Here is a 14,038-nt window from a genome sequence, read left to right as displayed (position 1 = left end):
TTTAGCCTTGGAAATATCACTAATAGTAACGATCTCAATCAAAGTCAATGGACCATTAATTTGCTAAAATCCGCTTAGATTAACGGTTTACTGAAGATTATCGTCGACTACTTTCATTAAAACAAATATTTTAATGAAACACTATAATCAACAAAAATCGGCAAGACCGTCCAGAAGCCACCTTGCCGATTTATCGTTATTATTTGTACGTTTTCGTGACTACTCCACTAAGTTTGTCGTCGTAAATGAATACTGTGCCCGTTCACCACCGATTAATTTTGGTCGTGATGAGAGTCCAACTGCTCGGGCCTCACCCACCTCACGATGCGCTAAACGAACCGGAATTTGAACAAACTTAACGTGCATGCCAATCTCTGTACCGCCAAGATCAAGTCCCCCTGCTGCAACAACATGTTCCACTTCAACCGGGTTTTTAAAGTGGCGATACGCTGCCACTTGTGCCCCTCCACCCGCGTACATTGCCGGTTTTACAGACACAATCTCAAGGCCATTTTGTTTCGCAACCGTTTGCTCAACTAATAATGCTCGATTAATGTGTTCACACCCCTGAACTGCTAAGTTAATGTGGCGCTTGTTTAAAAACGGCTGTAGCGTTTTAATGACGGTTTCCCCAACCACCAAGCTTGATTCTGTCCCTTTCCACCGACCACAAATTTCGCTCGTACTGCAACCAAGAACAAAAATACTGCCCTCTGGTAATTGGACCGTTTCGAAATAGTCACTCAATGTCCGTTCAAGTTGCTGCCGTATCATTAATAAATTCATCTTTTGCCCTCCCGAGTTAAGGCCATTCAAGTATAATAAGGCCTTCAAAATCAGCAACGATTCTGAAGGCCTTATTATTTCTAATTTGTTGTATTAGCAGTCATTTTACATATGCAAACGTTATTAATTCATTGTACAAGTGTCGTTATGATTAACCTGCAATTAAAGCGTAAACCCCATACACCGCAACAAGAACAATAATAACGGCAAAAATCAGTTCACGTTTTGTAAAGGTCACTTTATTATGCTGCTTTCTGGCAATCATGTAGATTGGAATCCCTAACGCATAGACAATAAATGCAATTGCAATGTATCGTGGGCCAGCAGCAGCCGCCATGATCAACGTATAGGCAAAGGCCAATAAGGCGATGATCAATGCTTTCCACTGACTGTGTTTTGAGCCTTCTGCAAATTCACCCTTTTTCCGACTAATTTTGATCAAGTACATTTCAGAGATTAGGTACGGCGGCACGGTCATTGTTCCAACCACCGTTAATAGCATTTGATAAGCATTCAAGTCGAAATGCGCAATGATGATGATAACTTGAATCACGCACGTCGCAACAATAACAGAAAAACTTGGCACATTATTTTTTGAAACTTTCGCAAACGCCCGTGGGAATGACCCATCTTCAGCAGCTGCGTGTTGTGGTAACTCTGCTAACATTTGAATCCATGAGATCCAGCTTGCAAAGACGGCAAACAGCAGTGCAACGGTAATCACGTCACGACCGATGGTACTGTGCCACAAGTTAGTCAAGATGTACGCCGTTGATGGTGACGTTAATTTAGCCAGCTGACCGTATGAGTAAACACCAAGTGACAGCATGCCGACTAACGTATACATAATCATACACATAACAAAACCGGTGATTGTTGCCTTAGGAACTTGCTTTGGATCACGGGCTTTCCCAGACATTACGACAGCACCTTCAACACCACCAAAGAGCCACAGCGTAACCATCATGGTCGCCATCAATTGATGCCAGATACTCCCCATTGGCTTATCACCACGGGCCGCAATGGTCTGCGTTGCATTCGCGTTGGTTGTGAACGTATGCAGGTTGAAATGGGCAGCAACGGTGACAACAAAAACCACCACAACGGCTAACATAATCGCCGTCGCGTACTTTTGAACCGTACTAGAAACCTCGACACCACGTAAAACTAAGGCCGTCAAGGACCACGTTAGAATGGTTGCTCCGATTACTGAAGGCCAGTTATTTCCACCTGTAAAGAGACCTGGGAAGAAATAATCTAGGGTACTCATCGTCAAGACTGCATAGGCTGCGTTGGCAGCACATTCACAGACAAAGTAACCCCATGCGGTGAAGAAACCAGTGAACGCACCGAATCCCTGTTCACCATACTTATAAAGACCAGCCGTTAAATCTGGTTTGACATCACTCAAAATAACGAAGGTCTCAGCGATAAACCAAATCCCAATTCCGGTTGTGATCCATGCCAATAATTGCCCGTTGACCCCAGCAACTTGTGACATATTTTTGGGTAAATCAAAAACCCCAGAACCGACCATTGCACTAACGGTTAGCGCAACTAAACCGACAAAGCCCATTTTACCCGCTTGGGCTTTTTTATTGCTTTCGTCCATAGTCTAAATTCTCCTTAAAGCCAAATTGGCCAGTTAAGTAAAAAAATCAGATTGTGGACAGCAATTAAAAACGTTTTCTCGCTTGGAAACCTAACATGCCCATTTTTAAATGTCAATAAGTCGCAAGAAAAACGTGACGGTTTTCACACAGTGAGTTAACGCGTAGCTTTGCTTCTGTCACTGCAATAAGTGCTTCTCTCAAATCATTAAAAATTTTATTTAAATGGCCGCTCATCTATTCGATCACGGTCATATTTTTTTAGCATAATAGCAATGACATATACATTTTAATCACTTAACAATTTGCGTACAGTACTAGTCCTAAAAATAATGCTAACTGTACTAAATTCAATTCGCTCAAACGATAATCCATCGTTTATAAAGCCTTAGTAACCGCCCTGTTGACGACTTTTCGCCCTGATCAATAATCAAGAACTTTACACTTACGTAGAAATAAATGCGGAAAGTAAAGGTAAAAAAACGTGTATTTTACCATGATACATTAATCACGTGAGCAGCATTAAAGCGTTTTCTCAAACCCGTTTTGCATGTTGCTAAGCAAGTTCGGTTAATCAATTTTGTCGGTGGTATGTCACTTATCTATCTTTAAAAGCGTCCTTCAACAGTTCTATTAGTTCAGACATGCAACCGCGCCGCCTGACGACTTAATGGCAAACTAGCCAACTATAAACTGTGGAGTAAGTGAACAATATGACTAATTACGATAAAGATCTGTTAAACCTAATGCTTGCCGAAACGAACTACCAATCCGCAGACTTCTATGCCAATGCGCTTGGGGTTTCAAAAAAAAACAATTTATAACCATAGCAAAGACATTGAGCGTTATTTAACTGATTACGGATTACTGCTTGAAAAGATTCCTCGTAAGGGTTTTTTAATTACTGGTTCGAGCGAAAGAAAGCAGCATTTACGGTTGCACTTAAACAATACCGTCATCAGTCATCACGACACCAAATTCACGCCTCAATATCGCCGCCTCTATCTTTTTACGAAATTACTTTTTTCCGAGCGTAAAAGTTACCGGGTCTATGCGGAAGCCTTCTTTGTTTCAGTGCAATCCATTAAAAAAGATTTTGATGCAATTAACGCATTTTTACAGCAACGAAAGATTACTTTAACAGATCGGATTAGCCAAGTTTGTTCATTTGAGGATGAAATTAAAATTGAGCAGGCTTTCAAAGAATACTTAGACACCTATCTTTCCCATTCTAGTTTAGAGCAATCACAACTATTTGAACTCTTTGGCACCGCCATCTTTGAGATCACATCTAACTTTGTCGATGATCGTTCAGCTCAGGATGCACACGTTCAGGATGAATACTTACCTAAATCGTTACGAGAATTGTTATTGATTTTCCTGAACCGTGTTAAGCACGGGGTGCACCTCACCCTGCCTCAAAGACAAGTCCCTGTTTTTAATTTTCAAACAGATGCTGAACTCTCTAAGATCATCGGCAACCTAACTGAATCATGCCGTCTCCATGCCGGCATTGTGATTACCGATGAAAATTTAAAGTTTCTACAGCTTCTGTTGCTTGGTCACGGTATTGGCATCAGTGATCGGTCTAATCCCCTTTCGTCAACAGATGATTTTACGGTGGCCGCACACTCATTAATCAAACAGGTTGAAACAACACTTGGCGTCAATTTTCGGGACGACAACGAATTATTAAGGATTACAATTTATCACTTAATTCCAATGGTTTCGCGACTTAGTTTAGGTCTCCACATTTCTGATCCGCTAAAATCTGAAATTTTTAATCATCACCAACTAATTGCCCAAACGGTTAAGATGGCTGCTAGCCCCTTAGAAAATCATTATCGTGTGACACTTTCCGATGATGAGGTTTCGTTATTAGCGCTTCACTTCCTGGTTGCCGTGGAACGTCATCGTAAGCAAAATCATCTTTTGGTCGTTTGTCACGCCGGGGCTGAAATTTCGCAATACGTTTTATTAGCCCTTAAAAACAACCTTCCAGAAAATAACGAGCTGGTTCTCATTTCTCCCAGTGAATTATCAAAGATAAACTTAAACGCTTTCGACATGGTTGTTTCAGCAACGGCAATTGTGGGTCACAAAATTCCGGTCATGTACGTCTCCGTTCTTCCACGCGAGGAAGAAATTGAACCCATTTATTGGAAATTAGTCGATATTTATCGCCAAAGAGCTAACTACCTAGCAAAACCGTCTGTGCAGTAGCTTCACAACATGTTAAACGACAGATTTAAAAAGATCCTCATGCCTCTAATACAGCAACAATTTGAAAGGAAGCAAGAACAATGTCAAAACTAATCATCGCTATGGCTCCTGAAATCAAAGACTATGTTCAAACAGATCGGGAAGTCGTCGATGTAACATCTGTTAACGACTGGACCAACATCGGTGCGGTTGTTCTAACAGACAATGAATTGGAAATTGCAGACGTTGTTAAAGAAACAACGTTCGGGATTCCTGTCTTCTTGGCGACACATGATACAAATCGTCTTGATAATAATCAACATCTTGATTCTGTAGATCATTTGATTGATTTAAACAACGCGTTTAATAAACAAATTTATACTCGAGAAGTTGAACACGCTGCTAAGGAATACGAAGATAATTTAATGCCACCCTTCTTTAACGAGCTCAACACCGTCGTCAATCGAGGGTCGTGGCAATTTGAATGTGCGGGCCACCAAGGCGGTGCGTTTTATCTAAAGTCACCCGTTGGTCGAAAATTTTATGATTTTTATGGCGAACGCTTCTTCCGCGCCGATGTCTCAATCTCTGAAGATGGTCTGGGAGATGTTTTAACTCACGATGGTGCCGCACTAAAAGCAGAAAAGCACGCTGCTAAAGTCTTTAATGCTGACAAAGCATATTTCGTCCTAAACGGATCAACAACGTCCAATAACATTGCCATCACGGCGGCAGTTACCAAGGGCGACCTGGTTCTTTTCGACCGAAACAATCATAAATCAGCCTATAACAATGCCCTCGTCATGAACGGTGGGATCCCTGTATATCTAGAGACAAGCCATAATTCTTACGGGCTCATTGGTGGCATCAAAGACGCTGGTTACAACGAGCAAGCCCTTCGCGAAGAAATCCGGAAGGTTGCCCCCGAAAAGGCGGATCAAAAACGTCCCTTCCGGTTAGCCATCATTGAACATGATACTTACGACGGGACGATGGCCAATGCCCAACAAATCGTTGATAAAATTGGTCATTTATGTGATTACATTCTCTTTGATTCTGCTTGGGCAGGCTACGAACAATTTATCCCGATGATGAAAGAGACCTCGCCACTACTGGTTAATCTTGGACCAGAAGATCCTGGTTTATTGGTCGTCCAATCAATTCATAAACAGCAAGCCGGGATTTCTCAAGCATCACAAATCCTCAAAAAGGATCATCACCTTAAGGGTCAACATCGCTACATTAATCATAAACAGTTTAACAATGCCTTTATGAAGTATTCTTCGACTTCACCATTTTACGGGATTTTTGCCTCAATTGATGTCTCTGCAAAAATGCAGGAAGGCGCAACCGGTAAAAAAATGTGGAATGATACAATGTTAACGGTCGTTCGGGCCCGTAAACGGCTCCTTCGTGAGGCGACAATGATCCGCCCGTTCGTGCCACCAATGGTTCATGGAAAACCATGGGAGGACGCTGCCGACCAAGAAATCGTTGATGACAAGGCATACTGGGCCTTTGATCCTGATGAAAATTGGCATGGTTTTGACGGCTACAGTAAGGGGCAATATTTCATTGATCCCAATAAACTCATGCTCGTTACAGCCGGCTTAGACATTCCAAATGACACTTATGAAGACTTTGGAATCCCTGGCTCAATCGTGACGCACTTCCTGCATGAACACGGCATTATTAACGAAAAGAACGATTTAAACTCCGTTCTCTTCTTAATTACGCCAGCTGAAGATGACGCAAAGATGAACAACCTTGTTGATCAAATTCTTAAACTCGAAAAGTACATCAAAGCAGATGCCCCACTAAAGGAAGTCCTCCCTCACCTTTACAAAGAACACGAAGACCGCTACCGGAATTACACCATTCGTCAGCTTTGCCAAGAAATCCACGACTTCTACAAGACGCATAACGCCAAGAAATATCAAAAGGACATTTTCACCAAGGAACATCTGCCAGAACGTGCGATGACACTAGAGGAAGCTGACACCGCATACCGGCGGAATAACGTTAAGCTCGTCCGCCTTGATGATATTTTAGGAAAAATCGCTGTGGAAGGGATTATTCCTTACCCACCCGGAATTTTTGCCATCGCACCAGGCGAACGCTGGACGCAAACCATTCTAAATTACTTTAAGGTTTTGGAAGAATCGACCAACAAGTTCCCAGGCTTTAGCACAGAGGTCCAAGGAATGTATTATAAGGAAGAAAACGGCCAGGAAGTTGCCTACGGTTATGTTTACGAACCAAACGACACTAACGCTTAATCTACAAAAAGAGGTGCCCAAAAATGGGCGCCTCTTTTTCATGTGATCTTGTTTCGTATTATTTAACCGACTCAGTCTTCCTTCAAATAGCGACCTGGATCAGCCAGAAAATCTGTTACTTGAATCGTTTTCTTCTTGTTGACACCAGCACGCACCAATTCCAATTGGCCGCTCTCAGCTTCACGTGTTCCCAAAACAACGTAATAACGTGCGTTGCGGCGAATCGCGCTCTTAATTTGTGAGGCCACTTTAATCCCCTGATAGTCTTTATCCGCTGCAATTCCTTTAGACCGAACGTTGTTTAATAGGGTGAAAGCGAGGTTATCGCCCTCGTCATCTGCTGAAGCAAAGAAAACGTCTAATGTTGCTTTCGGTGCAAAATCCGGATTTTCTTCCTTTAAGAGAAGTAATAGTCGTTCTACCCCCATACCAAAGCCAATGCCACCTTCGTTTGGACCGCCAAGCTGTGAAATTAACCCGTCGTAACGCCCGCCGCCACAAACTGTAACAAAATCGCCACCAAAGCAACTTGCATCTGACATGATTTCAAAAATCGTTTGCGTATAATAATCTAACCCCCGAACCATGTCGGCATCGATTTCGTACTCAATGTTTAATTCGTCCAACAACCGTTTAACCTGTTCAAAGTAGTCTTTTGAATAGTCGCTTAGTGAATCTAAAATTGACGGTGCATTTTCGACAATCTTTTTGTCAGTTGCATCTTTACTGTCGAGGACGCGCAACGGATTCTTATACAGCCGTGTCTTGGAATCATCACTCAATTCGTCATAGTGCGGTTCCAAATACCCAATTAAAGCTGCTTGGTAATTTTCTCGTGTCTCTTGATCTCCAAGGGAGTTAATAACCAGTTTTAAATTCTTAACCCCAAGTTCTTTGAAAAACTGCAAGGCCATTGCGATTACTTCCACATAAATTTGGGGTGATTCACTGTTTAGTGCTTCACAGCCAATTTGATTAAATTGGCGCTGCCGCCCTGATTGAGGCCGTTCATATCGGAACATGGGGCCCATGTAGTAAACCTTATATGGCTTCGGATATTCCGGGCCGAATAACTTATTTTGAACATATGTCCGGACGGTTCCGGCAGTCCCTTCTGGGCGAAGGGCAATTTTGCGTCCCCCTTTATCTTCAAAATCATACATTTGCTTTTCAACAATGTCTGACGTATCGCCAACGTTTCTTGCAAAAACATTGTAGTCTTCAAACATCGGCGTCCGAATCCCGCGGTAACCATACTTAGAGAAAAGTGTTCTAACAACGCCCTCCAACTTCTCCCACGTTTCAATTTCTCCGGGCAAAATATCAGTAGTTCCTTTTGGTCTTTGATAACTTACTTCAGTCATTATCCACAGCTCCTTTTCTAAGTGACAAAAAAGCGCCCTCCAAACTACATTAGTAGTTTGGAGGGCGCCAAAACGCTGTTCCACCTCAAATTTATAACAGCCTCACAACTGTTACCTCAGTGAGTCCTGGTTCGCGAGCGCCAGGATTCAGGATTATTAACGCAATCACGCGAAATTTGTTACTCGAATAATTAATTGTCTTCACAAATTTGGTTCGTAGATGTGATTCACCTTAAATGCCAACTTTCACCGCCGTTGGGTCTCTATGACTTACATTAAAGCTTTTTCTCTACTCATAACCTCTACCTTTAGAATAGAACTATTTAGCCAAAAGTCAACAATTTTGAAAGCGCTTTTTAGTCGGTTTAAAAAACACCATACGCTTATTAGAAATTCACGTTACTGCTTCATTTTATGCTCACGATCCATAGCGTGCAGTTCCAACCGTGTTTCCTGCATGTGTTCATCAAAATGGTCAAGCTTATCATGCAGGTGATCGATCGCCGTTTGCAGATCGTCACGTTTTTGTTCCATCTCAACTAGTTGCGCCGTTAGCAATGCCCGCTCTTCCTCAGAGGTCTCCGCAGCTGAATCAAACAGATTAATATATTTCCGCAGGTTTTCAATCGTCATCCCTGCTGCCCGCATCTGCGTGACAAACTTAATGCGCCGTAAAATACGCTCATCAATATCACGATTCCCGGCTGGTGTCCGATCAATCGGTGGAATGAGTGACTCGCTTTCATAATAACGAATGGCCGTTGCCGGTACACCTGTTTGTTCACTTGCCTCTTTGATATTCACGTCGATTCACCCTCTCTTTATCAATAATTTTATTTAATCGCGCTGATTCAGGTAACGGTTCAAAAAGTAAAACGGAACGGCAATCACAAGGCATCCAAGACCCATCATTAACTGGAAGTCACTTGCCTTTGATAACAACCACAAACTCACAAGCACGGCCGTGACGGGCAAAATTGGCCCGAACGGTAATCGGAAAGCCGTTTCGTTTGCATGGAGCTTACGGTGACGGAACACAAGCACAGCCAAAATGGTCGGAATGTATTGAGCAAACCGTGAGACAACTGAAATGGCCGCCAACGTTTGGAACGTCCCAGAAATTGCTAACGGAAAAGCAATTAGGAAGGAAATGATCATTGCAACAGCGGGCACGCCCTGCCGGTTACGCCGACCAACAATTTTAGGCATGACACCATTATCGGCCATTGAGGCACCGATTCGGGGCAAGTAAAACGATTGAGCCGTGGCAATTCCCAAAATTGAGACGATGGTTCCAACGGCAACAATCGTCGTGCCCACCGGTCCCAACATCTTAGCGAGCCCGGTTTGAATTGGCGCCGTGTTACCAGCAAGATGACCGCCTAGCACACCGATTGAAACGACCTGAATCGCAATGTACAGTAAGGCGACAACTCCCAGAACAACCATGATGGCAACCGGGATTGTTCGTTGCGGATTTCGAAATTCTTGTGCGGCAATCGCAATCGCCTCAAATCCAGTAAACGCATAGAAAATTAGAATTGCTGCCGAGCCAAACGCGTTGTTGAAATTCGTCGTTGTGACGACAAACGGCGTAAAGTGTGCGCCGTTAATAAAGAACACCCCGACAACAACGAATAAAATGAGTGGAATCAGCTTTGCGACGGTCACAATGTCATTGACCATCTTGGTTAGCGTTACGCCAGAAATGTTGATCAACGTCAACGTTCCTAACAGAACAAAGATCGTCACGTCTTTCCAAAGGGGCTGTTGTAGAACCGGGAAGATAGCGCCTAACGCCGTTGTAAACGCGGTTGACATGGTCGCCCATGCAATAATGCTAATGGCCCAGACACTGAAACCAACTTCATACCCAACAAAATCGCCAAACGCGGCCTTAGCGTAAAGATACGGACCACCATTTTCATCGAAATATGTCGCATCTTCAGCGTAACAAAGGGCAATTGACACGATAAGCAACATGTCAAAAACAAACACTAAAATGCTGGCAGGTCCGAGCATCGCTTCTGCTTGACCCGGAAGGAGAAAAATCCCGGATCCAATAATTGAATTAATTCCCAATAAAATAACACTTAATAATCCAAACTTCGATTTCAATTTAACCATCTCACTGTCTATCGGTATTTTTATCATCTATGATTATAAAACTTTCATGCTGGTGAAACGACAACAAATAATAACCACCAAGTACTAATACTTGGTGGTTATTCGTTTTTAACTCAATATGGCGTGACAACTGCGCTCATTATTTGACACTGGCCCGCTTTTTCAGCCACTTGCATCACCGTGTGCAATCGCCAATCTTGACGGGACCCACCGCCGATTTGTGCATTAACAATGTTATCTCCGTTAATTTGCCACCCATCAGCCACTGAAACTGCGCTAACGCATTCCTCTTGTGAAGAATAATAGTGCATCTGCCCGTCCGCAATTTGGGCTAACCATTGATTACCCGATTGAACCAGTCCAGTCATATGTGTCAACGTAAATGTTGGTGCCAATATTTTTCTTAATGCATTCGTATCGCAGTAGCTCATCGCCACATTAAACTGACGGTATGCATCAATTGCACGACGTTTTTCCATAATGACCACCACTATTTCAAAACTAAGTTTAGTTACCAACTCGATGCTTCATTAATTATTTTGTTGTTTATAACCTACTTTTGGTTAATGCCTAAACTGTCCCGAGCACCGTATTGATCGTCATGCGCCAATTTAACAACAAGGTCGGCAATGCTGGCAACTGAAACATCATGGTCCCCGAACGGTTCCCCTTTATGCGTCACCTGATAGTTCACATCATTAGAATGTTCAAACCACCCGGGGCGAATTGTTGTGTAGTTCAGGTCAGAAGCGGAGATGACATCAGCGGCGTCACGATATGGCTGCAACACAGGATTACTTTCAAGATTCCCACCGACACCCACTGAGGCCGGGATTTCATTATAAATTCCCATTGACGTGATGAACAGTAGTCGGTTTACGCCAGCGCGGTCCATTCCAGCGACTAAGGCCGTTGCCATTTCTTTCAGATTGCCACTAAGCGCCGCAAAAACAACGTCCTGCCCCGCTAATGCGCGTTGGAGTGCGGTCTCATCCAACACGCTCCCGGCAATGGCACGTTCACGTGTTTCGTCAAGGTGGCCTAAGCCACGTGGGTTTCGTACCATTAACGTTAACTGATCGTCAGTATGTTCCAAAAAATACCGCCGCGTCGTGCTTCCCACCGTTCCTGTTGCCCCAATAATTAAGATTTTTGTCATTATGAGCGCCTCCATCATTCGTTTATAAACGTTAGTGTAAACCCTTCTAGTAACTTTAAGGCAAGCATTAAAATCAAAAAAATCAATTATCGAGCAATTTTTGTTAACGACATTATTGCTTCATTAAATCGTTATGAGGCCGCGACCACATCCTTCTTGCCAATGGCAAGGATGACCAGTAAACTAGGTTTAACAGTAAGAGAACGTTTGTTTGGAGGCTGATTATGGAGAGACAACACTACTTAAATTTAATTGATGATGAACTGTCAACTGCCCCCTGGTTTGTCCAAGAATATTACCAGGCAAAATCGACGATTCCACTATCGCCGGCAACGTTATATCAATATTTGACAGAGTTTCGGCGCTTCTTCAACTGGTTGATCAGTGAAGGTTTAACGCCTGCTAAAACACCGGCAACCATTGACATTCAGGTTCTTGCGTCACTCAAGAAAGAAACTGTTGATTTATATAAATCAGCGCTACTCAATCAGGCAAAACTAACCGGTGTCACTGGCAACCGCGCCCACCCGACCATTAATCGCTCGCTAAACGCCCTCGCGTCGCTTTTTAAATACTTAACCGAAGACACCGAGGATGAACACGGTGAAGCGTACTTTAATCGCAACGTGATGCACAAAATCGCGTTAGTTCGAACAAACGAAACGTATGCCACCCGGGCGGCAAACCTGAAGACAAAGCTCATGCTAGGTCACACAGATCATGACTACCTTGATTTTATTAATGACAAGTATGAAAAGCAGTTAACACCAACCCAAAATCGTTACTTTCAACGGGACAAGCAACGGGATCTTGCCGTTAATGCGCTTTTGCTTGGCAGCGGCTTACGCGTTTCAGAAGCTGCTAACGCGGACTTACGCCACCTTAACCTCAAGACCGGAACCATTGGCGTCGTTCGCAAGGGTGGTCAACGCGATACCGTCCCCATTGCACCATGGACATTACCGTATATTCAAGCCTATGTTGACATTCGCACTGCCACCTACCAGGCAACCCCCACCGATCACGCCCTCTTTTTAAGTCGGTACCGTGGCCATGCATCTCGGCTTCAAGCAAGTTCCGTGGAAAAAATGGTGGCTAAATACTCTAGTGCGTTTAAAGTCCGCATTACCCCGCACAAGTTACGGCATACGCTAGCATCTAAGCTTTATCTAGCGACTAAAAATGAACAACTTGTGGCGACCCAGTTGGGGCAAAACTCAACAAGTGCCACCGGTCTTTACACACACATCATTGATGAAGAGCAACGTGAGGGCTTAGAAAAAATGTAGGACCCCTGTCCCAATGATTGTCGTGTGCTTAAAATACGCATGACACATTGATTAACGTTCATTAATTTTTTTGATACAATTAGCACAAGGTTTGCAACGATGTTTATTGCTAACTGCAATCACATAACCCACTACAAACAAAGGAAGTTCATTTATGAAAAGCACAGTTTTTATCAAACCAAACGTAGTCGCCGTTGAAGACATTGCTAAACCAACAATCGAAGCTGCCGACGATGTGATCATTAAGGTTGTTCGGACGTGTGTCTGTGGTTCCGACCTCTGGGCCTACCGTGGTTTAGAAGATAAGGCCGAACATTCACAAAACAGCGGCCATGAAGCCATCGGAATTGTGGAAGAAGTTGGTTCTGACATCACCACTGTGGTTCCTGGTGACTTTGTTATTGCACCATTCACCCACGGTTGCGGCCATTGTGCTGCATGTCTCGCCGGTTTTGATGGGGACTGTCAAGAACACCAAAACAACTTTAGTGCCGGTGTTCAGGCACAATACATTCGGTTCCAACATGGTGAATGGGCCCTCGTTAAGGTGCCTGGCCAGCCAAGCGATTACAGTGAAGAGATGCTGAAGTCACTGTTAAGTTTAGCCGACGTTATGGCAACAGGTTACCATGCGGCTCGTGTGGCCAATGTCACGACTGGTGATACCGTTGTGGTTGTTGGTGATGGTGCCGTTGGCCTTTGTGGTGTCATTGCCGCAAAAATGCGCGGTGCAAAGCGAATCATTATCATGAGTCGGCACGAAGATCGCCAACGCCTAGCGACTGAATTTGGGGCAACCGATATCATTGCCACGCGTGGTGCTGAAGCCGAAGCCCAAGTTCGCGAATTAACGAACGGTGCTGGCGCCGATGCTGTTTTGGAATGTGTTGGGACGGAACTATCCAACGAAACTGCTATGAACATTGCTCGTCCCGGTGCCATCGTTGGTCGGGTTGGTCTCCCTCACGAACCCCAAATGGACATGACCGCATCATTCTACAACAACACGATCATCGCCGGTGGTCCTGCTTCCATAACGACCTATGACAAGCAGGTCTTGCTGAAGGCCGTTTTGGATGGCGACATTCATCCTGGTAAGGTGTTCACCGAAACGTTTAAATTAGATGATATTAACGCCGCCTATCAAGCAATGACAAACCGTGAAGCTATTAAGACACTTATTACCGTTGATTAATTATCAGTTCGTCATCATGGTGATTAT

11 protein-coding genes are annotated in these 14,038 nt (G+C 43.7%); 4 read left to right on the top strand and 7 right to left on the bottom strand.

From position 1 onward, the window contains the following. Window positions 1-219: 219 nt before the first annotated feature. Together ACRYI5_RS02455 and hdcC are read right to left on the bottom strand one after the other, a co-directional pair. Entirely contained in the window at window positions 220-786 is a 567-nt protein-coding gene (locus tag ACRYI5_RS02455) for a TIGR01440 family protein (RefSeq protein WP_448224154.1), read from the bottom strand. A 151-nt stretch (window positions 787-937) separates the two neighbouring features. After that, window positions 938-2,398, bottom strand: coding sequence for a histidine-histamine antiporter (gene hdcC / locus ACRYI5_RS02450; RefSeq protein WP_448224153.1), 1,461 nt, complete (start codon window positions 2,396-2,398; stop codon window positions 938-940). Window positions 2,399-3,470: 1,072 nt separating this feature from the next. Here hdcC and ACRYI5_RS02445 point away from each other — a divergent pair. Further along, window positions 3,471-4,619 (top strand): BglG family transcription antiterminator, encoded by a 1,149-nt coding sequence (locus ACRYI5_RS02445; protein ID WP_448224152.1) that lies wholly within the window; start codon window positions 3,471-3,473, stop codon window positions 4,617-4,619. An 80-nt stretch (window positions 4,620-4,699) separates the two neighbouring features. Further along, window positions 4,700-6,877, top strand: a complete 2,178-nt coding sequence (speC, locus tag ACRYI5_RS02440) for an ornithine decarboxylase (protein WP_448224151.1) — start codon at window positions 4,700-4,702, stop codon at window positions 6,875-6,877. A 71-nt stretch (window positions 6,878-6,948) separates the two neighbouring features. Here speC and hisS read toward each other — a convergent pair whose 3' ends face one another. From hisS to ACRYI5_RS02415, 5 genes are all read right to left on the bottom strand, one after another. Beyond that, window positions 6,949-8,241 carry a histidine--tRNA ligase gene (gene hisS / locus ACRYI5_RS02435; protein WP_448224150.1) on the bottom strand — a complete coding sequence of 431 codons (1,293 nt, stop codon included), beginning with the start codon at window positions 8,239-8,241 and terminating at the stop codon, window positions 6,949-6,951. Between the two features lie 399 nt (window positions 8,242-8,640). After that, window positions 8,641-9,045, bottom strand: coding sequence for a MerR family transcriptional regulator (locus tag ACRYI5_RS02430; protein WP_448224149.1), 405 nt, complete (start codon window positions 9,043-9,045; stop codon window positions 8,641-8,643). Window positions 9,046-9,078: 33 nt separating this feature from the next. After that, complete coding sequence (locus ACRYI5_RS02425) at window positions 9,079-10,368, bottom strand: APC family permease (RefSeq protein WP_448224148.1); 1,290 nt, start codon at window positions 10,366-10,368, stop codon at window positions 9,079-9,081. Between the two features lie 113 nt (window positions 10,369-10,481). Further along, complete coding sequence (locus tag ACRYI5_RS02420) at window positions 10,482-10,847, bottom strand: nuclear transport factor 2 family protein (RefSeq protein ID WP_448224147.1); 366 nt, start codon at window positions 10,845-10,847, stop codon at window positions 10,482-10,484. 74 nt (window positions 10,848-10,921) lie between these two features. Then, entirely contained in the window at window positions 10,922-11,527 is a 606-nt protein-coding gene (locus ACRYI5_RS02415) for an NAD(P)H-binding protein (RefSeq protein ID WP_448224146.1), read from the bottom strand. Window positions 11,528-11,751: 224 nt separating this feature from the next. Here ACRYI5_RS02415 and xerS point away from each other — a divergent pair, with 224 nt between their 5' ends. Further along, window positions 11,752-12,816 (top strand): tyrosine recombinase XerS, encoded by a 1,065-nt coding sequence (gene xerS / locus ACRYI5_RS02410; protein WP_448224145.1) that lies wholly within the window; start codon window positions 11,752-11,754, stop codon window positions 12,814-12,816. Window positions 12,817-12,970: 154 nt separating this feature from the next. Next, a complete protein-coding gene (locus ACRYI5_RS02405) occupies window positions 12,971-14,011 on the top strand; it encodes a zinc-binding dehydrogenase (protein WP_448224144.1) in 1,041 nt (346 codons plus the stop codon). Window positions 14,012-14,038 lie beyond the last annotated feature (27 nt).

Source organism: Furfurilactobacillus sp. WILCCON 0119, from assembly GCF_053471565.1.
The sequence above is the reverse complement of the archived record's forward strand: the minus strand, read 5'-3'. Positions and strand labels throughout refer to the sequence as shown.